This is a genomic window from Sunxiuqinia indica (genome assembly GCF_009847015.1).
Classification (GTDB): Bacteria; Bacteroidota; Bacteroidia; order Bacteroidales; family Prolixibacteraceae; genus Sunxiuqinia; species Sunxiuqinia indica.
This window is the reverse complement of sequence record NZ_WVEM01000013.1, coordinates 107,425-126,478: the sequence shown is the minus strand read 5'-3', so window position 1 is coordinate 126,478 and position 19,054 is coordinate 107,425. Positions and strand designations below refer to the sequence as shown.

Sequence of the window (19,054 nt, the reverse complement as noted above, 5' to 3'; positions counted from 1 at the left end):
ATGCCCTTGTATTTATATCCCCATCAGAATTTGACGCAATTTTTATTAAATCCAACGATCAAAAATAAAACCCCGCAAATTACAATGTCCGATTCTTTGGCTGATGAATAATGCGGGTTAACTTTGATCACTTTGAGATACATGCCACCCACCCATAAATAATCGTCTTCTGTTGACTTTTCAACAACTTCGTTTTCCAGAGTCGTACCACCTACAGTTGCAGTGTATTTGTCACCAACCTTTGAACCATAGTTTACCAGCGTTAGTTTACTTCCGTCGTTAAAAATAACCTGAGCGCCTTCATCGGTAACTTTTGCATTGACCTCTGCCGTTACTGTGTTTCCGGAGATGCTTACTGTTCCAGGAAATCTTTCTGTTGGTACCATCTTCAGCAAATCAGTGTAGGTGCTATTTGTAGTGCTGCCTGAGCATTGGAAGGTTGAAACGCCACCTTCTAGTTTTGTAACACGCATACTTGTGTTGGAAATTCCGAATTGGCCAACGGTCCAAGCAATCGTATTTCCAACCTCTCCAATCGGAGACTGGTTACCACCAAGATTCAAAAAGTCATCGTCATTTTTGTTGCATGAGGCTACTGTAATCAATAGCGCCATTAGACATAGTCTCAAATTTTTCATAATTAATTGAGTTTTGGGTTTTTATTTTGTTGCTAAAAGTACGGGGATGCAGTCTTTCGCAGGTTTCAAATGATAAAAATCTTGGGTCAAAAGGTAAAATCTTGGGGTGTTTCTTAATTATGGTGCGCGAATGAATAAATATTCAAAATATGTATCTTTGCATTAGCATAAAATGATGCTTTTTAGCACTGGTGATGGAGCATTTAAAACTTAGTTTATTAATATCTTCTTTTATTATCCCGCTGTTGTTGGCGATAACAATTTTGGTTGTTTCTAAGAGAGACCTTCCTAAAAAAGTAATGGCATTCGCCTTGCTGAATGCGTTTTTCGTTTTTCTGGCTAATTACTTCTATTTTCAAAAATTATATGTGTTTTATACTCACGTTCACAGTTTGCATATTGCCACGGTATTGTGGTTGTTTCCATCCATCTATTTGTACGTTAAGAGCATTGTCAGCAATAACTTGAAAAAGGAGCTTGTTCATTTACTTCCCGGCTTACTGTTTGGAACTACTTCGGCGATTTTATTTTATGGATTTCTCGATCAAGAGGAGCGGGCTTTGTATCTCTCGACCTATCGAACCGGCGTTGGATTTACACAACTTAATTTGAAAGTGTTGTCTGTTTTTCGCTCAGTAGATGTATTGATGATTGTTGTTCAGGTTATCTATTATTCAATTGCTTTTATTCGCATTCCGGGGAAGTATCACGACCGTTTGATGCAGGAATATTCCAATATTGAGAACTTCTCAATTAACTGGCTGAAGTTGTTTAATATCGCCTTTGTTTTGGTTGGGCTGTTGAGTGTTGCTTTTTATATTTTAAATCCTTTTCATCAGGGAAACGACTTCTTTTTGGTTTTCTTTTTATTTTTTATTTCCGCTTTTATCTGGGTAATTGGTATTTGGTCGTTCAAACAAAAGAGGCCAAAAGTTGATTTGCAGGAAACGGAAATTAGCCTGCCTCTTGTTGAGAATTCAATAGACTCCGGTGAGAGCCAACTGGAGAAATCATTGCTTCGTTATTTCGAAGAAGAGCAGCCGTTTCTACAGCCCGATTTAAGTCTCACAGCCGTTTGCAAGCAAATTGGAACCAATCGATCGTACCTTTCAGGGCTGATTAATTCTTGCTTTGGAATGAATTTCAACACCTTCGTTAACCAATATCGAATTCGGTACCTCAATGACTATTTAAAGCAGTTTCCTCACACCCCAAAAGATGTTCAAGTTCAGATTGCCGGCTTTGGTTCGGTGAGTTCGTTAAATCGTGCTCGGAAGAAATCAGAAGAGATTTTGAATCAGCAAAGCTCTTTCCTTTCAATGAGCTAAAATAAATTTTTGTGTTTCAAGGAATCAGCGTATTTTTGCAGCTCATTTTCATAGAAGATTTACCCAATGAATAAACCGACCGTTGTAAGTGGCATTAGGCCAACCGGATTTTTACACTTAGGAAACTATTTTGGCGCAGTACAAAACTTTTTGCGTATGCAGGAAGATTACAACTGTTACTTTTTTATTGCCGATATTCACTCGCTAACAACGCATCCTACGCCTGAGAATCTGCAGGCTGGAGTTAAACAAGTGCTGGCTGAGTATTTGGCTTGTGGTATTGACCCTGAAAAATCAACGATTTTTATTCAAAGTGATGTGCCGGAAATTTCGGAGCTGTACACCATCTTGAATATGAATGCCTATTTGGGGGAATTGGAACGTACAACTTCATTTAAAGATAAAGCCCGCCAACAGCCTGAGAATGTGAACGCCGGTTTGTTGACCTATCCGGTGTTAATGGCTTCAGATATCATTATCCATAAAGCACACTTTGTTCCGGTAGGGAAGGATCAGGAGCAAAATCTGGAGATGGCTCGAAAGTTTGCTAAGCGATTCAATCGCATGTACAAGTCTGATGTGTTTCCGATTCCAAAGCCATTTACTTTTGATGGTGCTGATTTGGTTAAAGTTCCCGGATTGGACGGCAGCGGTAAAATGGGTAAATCAGAAGGCAATGCCATTAATCTATACGATACCGAGAAGGAAATTCGCAAAAAAGTGATGCGTGCGGTGACTGATTCCGGACCAACAGAAATGAACGCAGAGAAACCGGAGGCGATTCAGAACTTGTTTGCCCTTATGAAAATTGTTTCGCTGCCGGAAGTGGTTTCTCAGTTTGATGAGGCCTACAACAAATGCGAAATTCGTTATGGCGATATGAAAAAGCAATTGGCTGAAGATATTGTGAAATTCACCAACCCTATTCGGGAGCGCATTGTAGATATTTTAGAAGATGACGCTTACTTGGCTAAAGTGGCTCAAATGGGTGCTGAAAAGGCTCGTGAATCAGCTGTTGCTACCTTGCAGGAAGTGAAAAAATTGGTTGGGTTTCGCAAATTCTACTAAGCCCAAATAAGTAGGGAATTCCGTCATCTCTTTAAGCCAATCAACACTCCTATCGGTTCGGAGATTGTACCATTGAAGCTTTCAGCAATATAGAGTTGGGGGTTTCTCTGGGGCGCGTTCCTGAAAAATCAGGCAATAAAAAACCCCTTTAAAAAGGGGCTTCCATTTATCTTTTAACGTAAATCCATACTCCTGAGTCGGGTGATTCCGTTCTTAATTTTGCTCGAAATGTTTTCGCTTCTCGCATGGAGGCGAAGCTCTCCAGTGCAATGTAGTTCAACCCTTTTATTACACCTATATTACGTGCGTTAAAACCTTCGTCTTGCTTTTGTTGTACAAACCTTGCAGCATTGGCTGCACTTCTGAAACTACCGCCAATAAGGTAGTATGCGTGATCAAGAGCCGGTTTTTCAGTCATAGCTGAAACTTCAACAACAGCAGGACGAGGCTCGATTTTTTGAACTACTTCCAGACGTGGCATCATCTCAGTCAAACTTGTGATGTCGGATTTTTGCAGGTTGCTGTTGTTGTTGTGAAACGGCACGAGTGCCAATGCAAACAACAATGGAATTGCCACTAGCACCTTTTTCAGTGTGCGTTTTTGGAAAAGTACCTGAACGGCATCGCGTTGTTCTTGCGAAATTGGAGTGCGAACGGTGTTTTTTGCGTACAGTGTTTCGTACTCAAAAGCTCCCAGTCCATAGGCGTCCAGGTTCAGGTTTTCAATAATCACCGGATTAAATACCAGGCTTTCATTTTCATCATAAACCAATTCGCCAATCCCTTCAATATTGATGGTCTCACCATCGGTTAACCGGTAGTTCATTTCCTGAACCAGCAGATCAACTTTACGACTGGCTGCGAGATAGTTGTCACCTTCTTTTTCAACAAGATAATTAATCAGCAAGCCGTCGTTAAATTTCAGCTTTTCGTTAAAGCTAATGGCTTTTGTAGGAGGTGCAAACTGTGCATTCTGATGCGTGGCTGGTTTGTAATTACTTACAAATCCTCCAAACTCAGGAATGATCACACAGTCATTCAACAATAAAAGTTCTTTGATATAGCTTAATATTTCCACAGAATTTCAATGTTTGCATCAAAAATAAAGAAAAATTAATACGTTAACAAGTCAAAGTTTTCAACATTTGTTGGGAGTTTTCAAGGGTGGGAGATTAGGATGTACTTTGATGATCCATTATGCACTGCTGAAAAAGTTGTAGTTTTGGGGAAAAATACTCAATCAATTACTATGACTCAAAAAATTTTAGTGACCGGAGGAACCGGCTATATCGGATCTCATACGGTTGTCGAACTGCAAAATGCAGGATATGAAGTGATCGTCGTGGATGATCTTTCCAACTCCAGTGCCGACGTTCTGGGAAACATCGAAAAGATATCGGGGAAGAAACCGGCTTTCGAGCAATTTAGCTTGGCTGATTACAACAAAACCGAAGATTTTTTTAGTCGTAATCAGGATATCGCGGCCATTATTCACTTTGCGGCTTCGAAGGCTGTTGGCGAATCGGTGCAGATGCCCTTGCATTACTATCGCAACAACTTGGTTTCGTTGATGAATATTTTGGAATGCCAGCGAAAGTTCAGCATTGCCAACATTGTATTTTCTTCTTCTTGTACTGTTTACGGGCAACCGGATCAATTGCCGGTAACTGAAAATACGCCTCGCAAAGATGCGGAGTCACCATACGGAAATACCAAACGGGTGAATGAAGATATTTTGCAAGACAGCATTAAAGCTTATCCTGAAATTACGGGAATCGCCTTGCGTTATTTCAATCCAATTGGAGCGCATCCAACGGCTTTGATTGGTGAGTTACCTCTTGGGGTGCCGCAAAATCTGGTGCCTTTTATTACACAAACAGGTGCCGGACTGCGCGAACAATTGAGCGTTTTTGGCGATGACTACGATACTCCGGACGGATCGGCTATTCGCGATTACATTAATGTAGTAGACTTGGCCAAAGCTCACGTTATTGCAATTAAACGGTTGCTTGAAAGTAAGAATAAAGCCGGCTACGAAGTCTTTAACCTTGGGACAGGAAATGGCTACTCGGTGCTGGAAATTATCAACGGTTTTGAAAAGGCGACCGGTGTAAAGCTGAACTATAAAATTGTACCTCGCCGTGGCGGTGATATAGAAAAAATTTGGGCTGATACCACCTATGCTAACGAAGAGCTGGGATGGAAAGCCGAAAAGGGACTGGAAGAAACTTTGCTCTCGGCTTGGAACTGGGAGAAGAAAGTGCGGGGAATAGAGTAGGAGCATTAAAAAAATAGTACTTAGAATAAAAATTAGGCCAGGCGGTAAATCCGTTTGGCTTTTTTTGATGGTTTGCGCTGTATTTATTTGAACTATTGAAGACAGAGCCAATTCTTTCTAATTGTTTAAATACCCGAATTTTGAATAGTTTTTAGTTGAAAGGCGTTTACTTTTTTATACGGATATAAAGAGCTTTTTGATTGGAATTACTTTCGGAGAGTGAGATTCGTCTTCGTCCCAAAACCAAGCCTGGTTGCAACTTTATTCACACAATATTTCCACATAACATAAACTTAACATTTCAATTCTTTCGTGCTCCTGTAGATGTTGCTTGTATTGTTTTTTGCTGAAAATAAGAGGTTTGAGTCCTTTGTTAATCGTCAGCCACTTTCCGCATTTTGCTCGTTAAAATCCAATTTTTAAAAATTAAAACATACAAACATCTAAAAATATAGATACATACATATAGATTGATTAGTTTTGCCATCTGAAAAGGTATTAGAAAAGAAAAGATATGCAAAAACAATTACACATTTATCTACTGCTATTGAGTTTTGCGGCTCCGCTAATTGGAGTGGGGCAGGTAAAGCGGTTGAGTTTAGAGGACGCTCTGCAGTTAGCTCGTGAAAACAACCGGTCGGTAAAGGTTGCCGATGCGCGACAGCGTGCAGCACGCGGATCTTATCGAATGACCAATTCCCTGTTTTTACCCGGTCTGTCGGTTAGTCATACTGGCGTATCAACTAACGATCCACTGTCTGCTTTTGGGTTTAAGTTAAAGCAGGAGACCGTCAGTCAGGCCGACTTCAATCCGGCTTCACTCAATGATCCGGATGATATTGAGAATTTTACGACTAAAATTGAGCTGCAGCAGCCCATCCTGAATGTCGATGGTATCTACGCTCGCAAAGCTGCCAAGAATCAATACGAAGCACTTTCGCTTCGGGCCGAGCGAACGCATCAGCAAATTCAGTATGAAGTGAAGAAAGCCTATTTCCAACTGGAATTGGCGCAATCGGCTGTTGATGTGTTGACGCAATCGGTGGAGGTGGCGCAATCGGCGTTGAAGTTGACCAAAGACAACGAAACACAAGGCTTCGTAAAACATGCCGATGTGCTGGAAGCTTCTGTTCGCCTGGAAGAACGACAAAATCAACTGCGTGAGGCAAGAAATCAATATCAGGCAGCCAATGAATTTCTGGCTCATCTGCTTGGCTTGGATTTAGAGACTGCCATTGAGCCAACCGATTCCATGCCTCAGGATCCCACGCTATTTACGGTAAACTATATTCCCGGTGAGTTGGAAAATCGTTCCGACCTCAAAGCCGTCCAAAAACAAATTGAAGCAACCGAAAACATGCTTCGTTCAGAAAAAATGAAATTCATACCTCGCGTAAATGCCTTTGGAAGTTACGAGTGGAACGACAAGGAAATACTTGGAACATCGGCCACCAACTACATGGTTGGCGCCAGTTTGAGCTGGGATTTATTCAGTGGGTATAAAAATGTGGGAAGCGTACAAAAAGCCAGTGCGCAGCTCAATGAAGCCCAATACAACTACGATGATTATCTGTCTCAAAGCCAAATGCAATTAAACAGAGCAAAACGGAAACTGGAATTAACCTATCAACAGATTCAGTCGGGCAAACTAGCCAGGGAGCAAGCCGAAGAGTCGCTTCGAATTCGCACCGACCGGTTTGAGCAGGGGCTGGAAAAAACGACTGACCTGTTGATTGCCGAAGCACTAGCTTCAAAGAAAAGCCTGGATTACATACAAAGCATATACAATTATAAGCAAGCTGTTTTTGAACTGGAACTGTTGCTTGAAAAAGAGATTAACGAATAAAGCCAAGATAACAATGAAGACAAAATTAGTTAGAACAAGCCCATACATCATAGCACTGGCACTCGGGATATTAATTTCCTCGTGCGGCAAAAACAATAAGCAAGAAGTTGTACAACCTGCCAAAGTAGCTGCCCAAACAGCGGTTGCCAAAATAAAGGAACAGCCTATAGTGCATAGTTTCTCCGGTAAGCTGGCAGCTGAAAAGCAGTCTGATTTAAGTACCCGGATCATGGGCCAGGTGAACCGTATTTATGCTCGTCCGGGGCAAAAGGTGAAACAAGGCGATTTGTTACTGCAGATTCGAAACCAAGATATTCTGGCAAAAAAAGCCCAGGTGGAAGCGAATATGGTTGAAGCTGAAACCGCCTTTGAAAGCGCCGAAAAAGATTTGAAACGATTCGAATCCTTGTACAAGTCAGGAAGTGCTTCGGACAAGGAAATAGATGATATGCGCTCGCGTTATCAAATGGCTAAAGCTCGTTTGGATGCCGTTAACCAGATGCAGAAAGAAGTGGAAGAATCGCTTCGATATGCGGCTATTCGTGCACCATACAGTGGAATTATCACCGGCAAGTTTATACAGGAAGGCGACATGGCTAATCCGGGAATGCCCTTGCTGAGCATTGAAAATCCCTCGCAGTGGAAAGTGGTGGCACGTATTCCGGAGTCGGACATTGCCCGCCTGGAATTGAACGATTCGGTGAAAGTCCACTTCAAGGCAGCCGATGGCCTGGAATTGAATGGAGTGATTGCTGAAATCAATCCATCATCGGCCAATACCGGCAACCAGTTTGAAGCCAAAGTGTTGTTGACCGACAACAATAAGCAATTGTACTCGGGCATGTATGCTACCGTGTTGTATGCGCATGGTTCCAAGCCATTAATTATGGTTCCAAAAACAGCGTTGATACAGAAAGGGCAGTTGGTTGGATTGTACGCTGTTAGTCAAACCGGCAATGCGCAATTACGGTGGGTGAAAACCGGTAAAAGCTACAATGATTCCATTGAAATTCTCTCCGGATTGATGGACGGAGAAAGCTACATTCAAACTTCAAACGGGAAATTGTTTGATGGAGCCTTAGTTGAAAACAAATAAGCAAGAAACATGAAGACAGGATTTGCAGGCGGTATCGCCAAACTATTTATAAATTCAAAACTGACTCCGCTGTTGATGGTTGCTTTTTTGGCGATCGGTATTTACAGCTCTTACTTAACGCCCAGGGAAGAAGAACCCCAGATTGACGTTCCGATTGCCGATATTTTCTTTCGGTATCCCGGAGCCAGTCCAAGGGAAATCGAATCGCGCGTAATGCAGCCATTGGAAAAAGTGGTGGCCAATATTCCGGGTGTGGAGTACGTTTATTCCACTTCAATGCCCGGACAAGCGATGCTGATTGTTCAGTTTTATGTGGGCGAAGATGTGGAACGCTCGTTGGTGAAAATGTACAACGAGATTATGAAACACATGGATCAGATGCCCAAAGGAACCAGTTTGCCCTTGATAAAAACACGGTCGATTGATGATGTACCGGTACTGGGACTGACCTTTTGGAGCGAAAACTATAACGATTTTGAATTGAAACGAATTGCTCAGGAAGTGAACAACGAGATTGAGCAGGTGAACGACGTTTCGGAAACCAAAGTTATTGGAGGTCGTTCGCGCCAGATTCGTGTGGTGTTGAATAGTGAGCAGATGGCCGGATTTCATGTGGATGCCCTGAGTATTGCGCAGAAAATTCAGCTGGCCAACGAGCAGTTCAATGCGGGCTCATTCAACAATAATGACAATGAATACCTGGTTGAAGCTGGTGAGTTTTTGAAAACTTCAGATGATGTTGCCAGCCTGGTGGTTGGTATTCACAATGGCAGTCCGGTTTACCTCAAGCAGGTTGCCGAAATTATCGATGGTCCGCAAGAACCCATTCAATATGTGAATTTCGGCTATGGCAAGATCAACGAACAAAAGGAACATTTCCGTGGCGAATATCCTGCCGTAACCATTTCGGTAGCCAAGCGTCGGGGAGCCGATGCCATGAAAGTGTCGGATCAAATCCTGGAGAAGATCAGTCACCTGGAGCAAACGCTCATTCCTTCGGATGTGCATGTAGATGTAACCCGTAATTATGGCGAAACGGCTTCGCACAAAGTATCCGAACTATTGATGCACCTGCTGGGAGCCATTGTCGCGGTAACCTTTGTGGTGATGCTGGCCATGGGTTGGCGTGGAGGTTTGGTCGTCTTTTTATCTGTGCCAATTACCTTCGCACTTACCATGTTCAGCTACTACTTTCTGGATTACACCTTGAACCGCATTACCTTATTTGCGCTGGTGTTTGTAACCGGGATTGTGGTTGACGACTCCATCATCATCGCAGAAAATATGCACCGGCACTTTAAGATGAAGAAACTGCCGTTTATTCAGGCGGCTATACGATCAATTGATGAGGTGGGGAATCCGACCATTTTGGCCACATTTACCGTGATTGCCGCGGTGTTGCCCATGGTTTTTGTCTCTGGCTTGATGGGACCCTACATGAGCCCGATGCCCATCGGAGCATCCATTGCCATGATTTTTTCATTGCTGGTTGCGTTGACGATTACACCATTTTTAGCCTATCGCTTACTTCGATTTAACGAAAAGGAAGGCGATAATAAAAAGGAATTCAAGCTCGAAGATTCGCTAATCTATCGCATGTATAGCAAAACCATGAAACCCATGTTGAACTCAGGTTTTAAACGCTGGGGATTTATCATTGGGGTGACGGTGTTGTTGCTGGGATCAATGACCTTGGTGTACTTCAAAATGGTAACGGTTAAAATGCTTCCGTTTGATAATAAAAACGAGTTTCAGGTGATCGTTGATATGCCCGAAGGAACGACGCTTGAGCGCACAGCAGCGGTAGCCAAAGAATTGGCGGCCTACATTGCGCAACAGGAAAATGTGGTGGATTATCAGACTTATGTGGGAACAGCTTCTCCTATGAACTTTAATGGCTTGGTTCGCCACTACGATTTGCGCAGTGGTTCCAACGTTGCCGATATTCAGGTGAATCTCACCAACAAAGGTGACCGCGATTTACAGAGTCACGATATTGCAAAGTTCATGCGTCCGGAGCTTCAACGACTGGCTGAAAAATTCAATGCCAATGTCAAAGTTGTTGAGGTTCCACCTGGCCCGCCGGTCATGTCAACGTTGGTTGCCGAAGTGTACGGACCGGACTATGATACACAGATGGATGTTGCCAGCCAGGTGAAAGACTTGTTTGCTCAAACTGCTGATGTGGTCGATATCGATTGGCACATGGAGAGTGATCAGGAAGAATATAAATTTAATGTTCTGAAAGAAAAAGCTGCTTTGTCGGGGCTTTCAACCCAACAGGTGGTTCACAGTTTGCAGGTGGCGTTGGGCGGTCACGAGGTTACGCAACTCTACCAGGAAAACGAGCATGAGCAAATTGGCATTGTCCTTCGCTTAAAAGAAAGTGAGCGGTCGAATATTGAAGACCTGAAAAAAGTCAATATCATGAACCAATCCGGGCAGATGATTGCGCTGGGCGACGTGGTTGAAATCGAAAAAGGTATTCAAGATAAAAGCATCTACCGCAAAAATCAGAAGCGGGTGTTTTACGTAACGGCTGATATTGCCGGAGAACTGGAAAGCCCGGTTTACGGAATTCTGAATATGTCAGATCATTTGGACCAAATTCAACTACCGGAAGGTTACACGCTAAATGAAGAGTTCACGCAGCAACCTTTTACACAAGACGACTATAGCCTGAAATGGGATGGTGAGTGGCAAATTACCTACGAGGTATTCCGCGACTTGGGAACTGCTTTTGCGGTGGTTCTGCTGGTCATTTATATGCTAATCATCGGCTGGTTTCAGAACTTTAAAGTCCCTTTTGTGATGATGGTGGCAATCCCACTTTCCTTGGTTGGAATTCTGATTGGACACTGGATGATGGGGGCTTTCTTTACCGCAACATCCATGATTGGTGCGATTGCCCTGGCCGGGATAATGGTTCGAAACTCGATCTTGCTGATCGACTTTATCAACTTGCGGCTTAGCGATGGCGTTCCACTGAAAGAGGCGGTGATTGAAGCCGGAGCTGTGCGGACAACACCAATTTTACTGACAGCGGGAACCGTCGTTATTGGCGCTGTCGTTATTCTGTTCGACCCGATTTTTCAAGGACTGGCGATCTCGTTGATGGGGGGAACCATTGCGTCAACAGTATTAACTCTTGTCATTGTGCCGCTCATTTATTACATGACAGAGAATAAGAAATATCCCGTTGAGGAGGAAGAAGTGGTTGTTACCGAATCAGATGATGAAATTTCTAACGAACCAATAAAATAAACAAGTATGATGAAATTTGTAATTATTCAATGTGTAAAGGCCTACCACCATGAGTTGCAGCAGATTTTTAAATCGATAAAGATTAGTGCTTATAGCGAGATGGATGTGGAAGGTTTTATGGAGCAAGCCGACGGCTATACTGATTTTTCGAACTGGTTTGGCTCCCGGAAAAATCCTTACAACTATATGGTTTCATTTACCTTTTTAGCCGAAGACAAAGCGAATAAGCTGTTGGAACGAATTGATGAATTCAATCACAGTATTGACGCAATGAGCCCGATGAATGCATACATCGTAGGAGTGGAAAAGTTTGTATAATTTTTAAAAATAAAACGGATATGAGAGAACGAATAGTACGGGCTGTTGCCGGTTTTATGGTTTCGCTGAGCTTAATTTTGGCCATCACAGTTGATATCAACTGGCTATTTTTAGCGGCTTTTGTGGGGCTAAACCTGTTTCAGTCGTCGTTTACCAAATTTTGCCCGCTGGAGATGATTCTGAAAAAAGCGGGGGTGAAGGAATAGATTCATACAACTGAGATTTTAAGAAAGCGCGGATGAAAGGTCCGCGCTTTTTTTATGCCGGGGGTTTGGTGATTTGTAGTTACTTTGAGCTGAGATGGGCTCCTGGCAAGTGGCTCGCTAGTTTCTTTTATCCCCAATCATTTGGACCTTACCGATTCAATAAAACCAATCAAAATCCTTAAAAATGATGATCAGCGGCTGTAAAGGATGCTCTTACAATACAGCAATCGCTACTGCAAGATAGATTTCTCACATCTCCTCTTCGTATTTGAATCTGTATAATTAATTCATTGTGAGGTGGTAAGTGTGTATCCATCCTGATGTCCCTGTATCCTCACGCGATAAAATCCCAATTATTGGGGATTGTCGACCATCTCAGATGCCTCTATTTTTGACCCTTGAAAAACTCATCAGCAATTTGACAACTATGATCAGAGGGGGAATTCAGTTAGCCGGAATCTTATTGGCCTTATTCATCAGCAGCATGGCCTGGGCACAAAGCCAACCAGCCGTCATTCAAGGCTTCATTGCCGACAGCCATGGGGAGCCTTTGCCATATTCATCCGTGGCGGTAAAAAACCAGTCGCAGGGAGTGGCTGCCGACGAGGAAGGACGTTTTTCTCTCCGGTTACAGCAAAGTGGACGGATTACCCTGGTTATTCAAAGCATCGGCTACGAATCCAGGGAAGTGGAATTATCCCTCTCACCCGGGAAAACCTATACGGTCAATGAACAGCTCGCAGAAGACCAGGTGGCCCTGAACGAAGTGATGGTCTCCGGCAAAAGTAAAACTACCTTGCTGCGAGAACAGGCGTTTACCATTGCCGCCATTGATGCTCAACCACTGAAGATCCAAAACCTGGATGTGAACCAGGTGCTGGGTCGAATTTCCGGGGTACGCATTCGCGAGACAGGAGGCTTGGGAAGCAGCATGAGCTTTTCGCTAAATGGCTTTACTGGCAAACAAGTCAAGTTCTTTCTGGATGGTATCCCCATGGATCATTTTGGATCATCCCTTTCGCTGAACAATATTCCCGTGAACATGATTTCCGGTATTGAAGTGTACAAGGGAGTGGTCCCCATTCATTTGGGATCCGACGCCCTGGGAGGGGCCGTTAACATTACCACCCAGCAGGACGTGAAGGATTACCTCAACGCCTCCTACAGCTTTGGTTCGTTCAATACCCACCGGGCCTCCTTCCTCGGCGGTGTTCACTTTCCCAAGTCAGACTTGTTTTTAAAAACCAGCCTGTTTTTCAACTATTCCGACAACAACTATATGATGCATGATATGGAGGTGATCCGTGCCGGCAATACCACCGGCAAACCGGAACTGCTGGATGTGCGTCGTTTCCATGATGCCTACCAGTCGCAGGCCGGAACTGTTGAGTTGGGAGTCAGCGACAAAGCGTTTGCCGATCAACTATCACTGGCAATTACTTTATCATCCAACGATAATGAAATTCAGCATGGCTACAACCTGACCAAAGTTTTTGGCGAAGTGCGTGACGAAGAACAACTGGTGATGCCTGTGCTCAAATACAAAAAGCAGGACCTGTTTATTGAAGGGCTGGATGTGACGGCTAACGCCATGATGCTCAACCGACAGTTGACCAATATTGACACCGCTTCGGTGGAATACAACTGGCTGGGTGAAACCATTGAACGCATTGACGCCAACCACGGTGAATTCAGCTATTACAAAACGTCACTGACCTATGATGACTGGGTAACCCAATCGTCGGTCAATTTCAATTACGCGATTAGTCCAGTGCAATCGGTTTCGCTCAATAACAGCTATCATTATTTCAGCCGGCAGGGAGAAAATCCTTTGGTTGACCGTGAGTTTACACCGTTTTACAAACCCAATACCATCGCCAAAAACATTTCGGCGGCAGCCTATCAATTCAGCCTGTTTCAGCAAAAATTGAAAACAGTGGTTTTTTACAAGCTTTTTGCCATCCAGTACCATACCGTGATTGAAGACGAAGAAACGGAAGACTATACCCTCGAGTACGACGAGAGTCAGCTGAAAAACGGGTATGGAGTGGCTTCCACTTTTCACTTCAACGACTGGTCGCAGGTTAAGGTGTCGTACGAACACACTTACCGCCTTCCCGATGGTGAGGAGATCTTCGGTAACGGATTGACCATTAAGCCCAATACCGAATTGAAACCGGAAAGCAGCAATAATCTGAATGCTGGATTCATTGTCTCCAAAAGGTCGAATGAGCACCTTTTCCGACTGGAGGGAGGCTACCTCTACCGGACCGCTAAGGATTACATTCGGCAGGATGCATCCAATCCGGTCAATTCCAATTACATCAACGAGGAGGCGGTGAAGCTGAAGAGCGTTGAGATCAATGCGCAATATCACTACAAACAGCTGATCAACTTTTCGGGGAGCGTGACCCGCCAGCACAACACCAACAACAATAAAAACGATCATTTGTATGGCGACCAGCTACCCAATCAGCCAACCCTGTTTGCCAATGCCAACCTGGGCTTTCAGTTCGACAATGTTGGCCTGGATCGTAGTCGCCTATCCATTTCGTGGAACACCTTGTTTGTGGATGAGTTTTACTGGAAATGGCCCAGCCAGGGCAACGCCCGTTCCAAGTTCACCATTCCCCGGCAGCTATTGCACGACCTATCGGTTTCCTATCAACTGGATGACGGCCGGTATAACATTTCGCTGGCATGTACGAACTTGACTGATAACCTGGCCTACGACAATTTTAATATGCAAAAACCAGGCAGGGCCTTCAATATCAAGCTTAGCTATTTTTTAGACAAATAATAAATCAAATAAATAAATAACCTTTAAAAATTAACACAAGATGAAAATTTTAAATACACAACAAGCCATTTTAGCTTTATCGCTGCTGTTGGGAACGATGGGAATAACCTCCTGTACAGAGGATAACACGGTTGTTGATGAACCAGAGGAAGAAGAAGCAACAGGATATGTCATTGCCTTGCGAGCCAGCGATGGTGATGCTTCAGCTGATTACCTGCTAACACACGACGATTTGATGTCGGGCGTGATTTCTGCAGATGGCCAGGGTGAGGAACAATCCGGATGGTCGTATTTCACTTCAGCCGGCGATAATTATTTCTCCGTAGGCTATACGTTAAATGAGGTGATCTCCTACCAGATACAGGATGGTAACCTAATATTTGATGATAAGTTGCTGTTTGACCGACTGGACATGCTTTATCCGGTGGATGATAATCACATTGTTGGTATTGGAGCTCCCTGGGGGGGCGGTTCTTACGACTGTCAGATTCAGCTGATTGACGTTAATAATGTGGCAATTTCAAGGAATATCTCGCACCCTATTTATGAATCTTACGATGAAGAAGGTGTGCAGCTGAATGCTTGGCCAACGGCGGCCTATGTCGCGGGTGACCAATTGTACGTTTCCAGCTACTCGCTGTACGGCGACACCTGGGAAACACCCAACACAGACTCGGCCATCGTGAGTGTGTTCTCTTACCCTGAGTTTGAGTATCAGGGGTACTTTTCCGACGACCGCACCGGACCTGTTGGCTATTATGCTTCTCAACCGGCCATTCTCGAAAATGAAAACGGAGATCATTACACGCTTTCCTCCAGCTCACTGGCTGCCGGTTTCACACAAACAACCAAACCGTCAGGAATCCTGAAGATTAACCAAGGCGAGCAAGCTTTCGACAGCAATTATTTCTTCAACATCGAAGAACACGGTTACAAGGTATTGAGTGGTGTTTATGTCGGGAACAACAAGGCGGTTGTTAAAGTCGTAAGCCTGGAAAATGATGCCATTGATGCGTCGTGGGCTGCTTTTGGAAATGAACTGGTCATGGAAACAGCAGTCATCGACCTGGAAGCACAAACCTTCGAGTTGGTTGAATCGATTCCTGTCCACCGTGGTCAGTACATGACTCCTTACTATGTTGAAAATGATTTAGTTTACCTGGTTGTTGGTACAGAGAGTGAATGGTACATCTACCAGGTTAATCCAGAAACAGTAACCGCTGAGCGGGGAGCACAAATTGAAGGTATCGACGTTCAGGGAATCTTTAAATATTAAAAACACTTTTCCATATCACTACTAGTTAGAGAATTCTCATATCAATTCATACCACCCGGGAACAAATAGGGTAAGCCCTCATTGTTTCCGGGTATATGAGTCAATAAACCCAACAGATCATGGGGCAATTATTTCGAAAAATACATTTGTGGTTGGGACTCACTTCCGGTGTCCTGATTTTTCTGACTTGCATCAGCGGGGCTTTCTATGCGTTCAAGGAAGAATTGTTCCAGGCCATCCACCACGACCAACTATACAACGCGAATACCAATGAGATGGCCCAGGCGCTGCCATTGAACGAGTTGTGGGCTAACGCCCAACACAGCCTGGGAGAAGAATACCCCATCAGCTATGGGACCTGCTACAAGGATAAAAACCGCAATTGGTCGTTTAAAGCCTACCACTACGACAGCGAAGGAGTGACCTATAATCAATGGCTGAAATACGATTACATAGCCTATGTGAATCCCTACTCGGGGGAAGTCGTTGATGTAATGAATCACAAGTGGGAATTTTTTCATTTGGTCAAAATGTTTCACTGGAGCTTTTTGTTGAATACAGAATACGGTCAGCCCATCGTCGCCTTTACCGTGGTGGTCTTTTTGATTAGCCTGCTTACCGGCCTGTATTTATGGTGGCCTTTCCGCAAGGGAAAAAAAGGCTATGCCATCAATACCCGGTCGAGCCGTAAAGTACTGAATTACGACCTGCACAATGTGTTGGGATTTTACATGCTGCCGGTCAATATCATTCTCTCACTCACCGGTATGGTGTGGGCATTCAAATGGTTTATGATGCTCGTTTATGCGGTAGCAAACCTGAGCACGACACCCCCGGAAAAGGCAACTATTGCATCATCATTTAATGATCAGCAGTTTCGTCCCCAGACCTATTCTGCCGTCTATCAGCAAGTCAGGAAAAAACACCCTGAAGCGTATTCAGTCAATGTCTACCCGGCTTCGACTGACAGTACTGGTCTCATCAGTGTCTTTGTCAAAAACGAGCCCTCAGTTTATTTCCAGGCTTACCAGGAGCAATACGATAAATATTCGGGAGAGCTACTTCATTCCAAGGGTTTTGAAGATTTAAGCCGAGGGGAGAAACTCATTGCCATGAATTACGACATTCATACCGGAGCAATCCTTGGGAAAACCGGAAAAATCTTGGCTTTTATTGCTGCCCTGATTGGTGCTTCACTACCGGTCACCGGTTTCATCATCTGGTACAAGAAACGCCGCAAGAGCAAACAACAACGGTTACGTTTATCCACCCGCTTATCCAATTCATGATGCGTTTTTTAATCAAAAGAAAAAAGAAGCTATCACCAGACACGCTGCTGATCTTGTATGGAACTAAATCCGGAAATTCCAAACAGGTAGCGCAGGAGATGGAGAAACAGCTGAATCATCGACAGCTGAAGACTTACTGCAACAACCTTTCTAATGTCAGTCCGGTTGTCCTCCAGCAAGTAAGCCGGGCGCTGATTGTCATTAGTACCTACGATGATGGTGAGCCACCGGTTAGTGCCCGAAAATTCTTCAGGCAATTGCATGCTGCCGACCAACCCCGGTTATCAGAACTTCAATATTCCATCTGCGCATTGGGTGACTCCAGTTATGAGCAATACTGTGAGGCCGGTAAGATCATGGAGCGCCGGTTAAATGATCTTGGCGCCGCGGCTTTCCATCCTCGTGTCGACTGCGATGAAGCTTTTGCCGATCCCGCAGCAGGTTGGATCAAGCAGGTAACTGAGCTGGTAAGCGGGAAAAAATCCTCTTCGCAACAGGAACAGCTCGTCAGCCTGAGCCAGAAAAATGCCTACACGGGTACCATCAAACGAGCCATATTATTGTCTACCGATGCTGACGATAACCCGACCTACCACATCGAAATCGGAATGGAGGATCAACCATTGGAGTTCATGCCGGGCGACCTGGTTGAGTTGCAGCCGCAAAACCCGGTCTGGCTCGCTATGTCCATCAGCAAGCAATTGGGCACTACCGATTTTCAATCTGCGCTGGTTAATGAAAAAGAGATTTGCAGGCTGAGCATAGCAACCTTGCAGGCATATGCCCACCATACAAACCAGGCAAAGCTGTTGGCTTTTCTCGATCAAAAAGAGGAGCTTGGTCGTTACCTCCAAAAAGCCAATGTGCTGGACATGCTGATGGACTTTCCGGCAGCAATTAATGCTTCCACCTTGCTTAACCTGTTACCTCCCATTCATTACCGACAGTATTCTATTTCAAACTGCCAGTACAAGGGAACTCATCAATTGGAACTGATTGTTAAATCCGTTCGTTTTGAATTCAAAGAGCGGGTGCATGTGGGGGCCGCATCAGCTTACACCAACGAGACATTGGTAGCGGGCGATTCCATCCGGTTCAGGCATGTCAGCAATCCGGATTTCTATCTACCTCAAGACTCCCAAAAACCGTTTTTGTTTATCGGGGCAGGAACGGGGATTGCCCCTTTTCGCGCATTCTTACAACACCTACAGCAAGAAAAGTCACCGGCAAAAGTATGGATGATTTGGGGAGAACAAAACCACCACTCCGGGCATCGGTATTATCAGGAGTTTCAGACCTATGCCCGTGAGGCTGCTTGCTGTGAGGTCGATTTTGTGTCGTCACGAACCGGCGTCAATAAGAAGTATGTACAAGATGTGTTGATGGAAAAACAGCAGCAAGTGGCTGAATGGATCAACCAGGAGGCTCACATTTACGTGTGCGGTTCAAAAGTAATGGGCAAAGGGGTGCGGGAAGCTTTAAAGCAAATCCTGGCTCAAACGAGCAACCAACAACCGGAAGCGTCTTTTGAAAAACTACAATGGTCTGGTTGCTATCGCGAAAGTGTGTATTAGAGCAGTGGTTTTAGCGAGAGCGGATGAAAGAGTGCACTTTTTTTATATCTGGCTTTCAGAGATTCTGATTTGC

14 protein-coding genes are annotated in these 19,054 nt (G+C 44.2%); 12 read left to right on the top strand and 2 right to left on the bottom strand.

The window, feature by feature from the left end; genetic code table 11:
• Positions 1–23: 23 nt before the first annotated feature.
• A complete protein-coding gene (locus tag GR929_RS17520; protein ID WP_159522220.1) occupies positions 24–638 on the bottom strand; it encodes a hypothetical protein in 615 nt (204 codons plus the stop codon).
• 299 nt (positions 639–937) lie between these two features.
• On the opposite strand from GR929_RS17520, the gene GR929_RS17515 reads away from it, so the two are divergent.
• Together GR929_RS17515 and trpS are read left to right on the top strand one after the other, a co-directional pair.
• Entirely contained in the window at positions 938–1,966 is a 1,029-nt protein-coding gene (locus tag GR929_RS17515) for a helix-turn-helix domain-containing protein (RefSeq protein ID WP_235934450.1), read from the top strand.
• Positions 1,967–2,032: 66 nt separating this feature from the next.
• Complete coding sequence (gene trpS / locus GR929_RS17510) at positions 2,033–3,034, top strand: tryptophan--tRNA ligase (RefSeq protein ID WP_159522216.1); 1,002 nt, start codon at positions 2,033–2,035, stop codon at positions 3,032–3,034.
• 166 nt (positions 3,035–3,200) lie between these two features.
• On the opposite strand, the gene GR929_RS17505 is transcribed toward trpS, so the two are convergent.
• Complete coding sequence (locus GR929_RS17505) at positions 3,201–4,112, bottom strand: HU domain-containing protein (RefSeq protein ID WP_159522214.1); 912 nt, start codon at positions 4,110–4,112, stop codon at positions 3,201–3,203.
• Between the two features lie 171 nt (positions 4,113–4,283).
• Between GR929_RS17505 and galE the strand changes: the two genes are divergently transcribed.
• From galE to GR929_RS17455, 10 genes are all read left to right on the top strand, one after another.
• Entirely contained in the window at positions 4,284–5,312 is a 1,029-nt protein-coding gene (gene galE / locus GR929_RS17500; RefSeq protein ID WP_159522212.1) for a UDP-glucose 4-epimerase GalE, read from the top strand.
• Positions 5,313–5,826: 514 nt separating this feature from the next.
• A complete protein-coding gene (locus GR929_RS17495) occupies positions 5,827–7,158 on the top strand; it encodes a TolC family protein (protein ID WP_159522210.1) in 1,332 nt (443 codons plus the stop codon).
• A 13-nt stretch (positions 7,159–7,171) separates the two neighbouring features.
• Positions 7,172–8,254 (top strand): efflux RND transporter periplasmic adaptor subunit, encoded by a 1,083-nt coding sequence (locus GR929_RS17490; RefSeq protein ID WP_159522208.1) that lies wholly within the window; start codon positions 7,172–7,174, stop codon positions 8,252–8,254.
• A 9-nt stretch (positions 8,255–8,263) separates the two neighbouring features.
• A complete protein-coding gene (locus GR929_RS17485) occupies positions 8,264–11,518 on the top strand; it encodes an efflux RND transporter permease subunit (RefSeq protein ID WP_159522206.1) in 3,255 nt (1,084 codons plus the stop codon).
• Between the two features lie 6 nt (positions 11,519–11,524).
• On the top strand, positions 11,525–11,836 hold the full coding sequence (locus GR929_RS17480) for a hypothetical protein (RefSeq protein WP_159522204.1): 312 nt from the start codon (positions 11,525–11,527) through the stop codon (positions 11,834–11,836).
• Positions 11,837–11,856: 20 nt separating this feature from the next.
• On the top strand, positions 11,857–12,042 hold the full coding sequence (locus GR929_RS17475) for a YgaP family membrane protein (RefSeq protein WP_159522202.1): 186 nt from the start codon (positions 11,857–11,859) through the stop codon (positions 12,040–12,042).
• A gap of 427 nt (positions 12,043–12,469) precedes the next feature.
• A complete protein-coding gene (locus GR929_RS17470) occupies positions 12,470–14,842 on the top strand; it encodes a TonB-dependent receptor (RefSeq protein WP_159522200.1) in 2,373 nt (790 codons plus the stop codon).
• Between the two features lie 40 nt (positions 14,843–14,882).
• The gene (locus GR929_RS17465; protein WP_159522198.1) at positions 14,883–16,118 is read left to right on the top strand and encodes a DUF4374 domain-containing protein; all 1,236 of its coding nucleotides are present in this window, start codon (positions 14,883–14,885) and stop codon (positions 16,116–16,118) included.
• Between the two features lie 119 nt (positions 16,119–16,237).
• Positions 16,238–17,407, top strand: coding sequence for a PepSY-associated TM helix domain-containing protein (locus tag GR929_RS17460; RefSeq protein WP_159522196.1), 1,170 nt, complete (start codon positions 16,238–16,240; stop codon positions 17,405–17,407).
• Entirely contained in the window at positions 17,404–18,981 is a 1,578-nt protein-coding gene (locus tag GR929_RS17455; RefSeq protein WP_159522194.1) for a flavodoxin domain-containing protein, read from the top strand. Before GR929_RS17460 ends, GR929_RS17455 begins: the two co-directional genes overlap by 4 nt.
• Positions 18,982–19,054 lie beyond the last annotated feature (73 nt).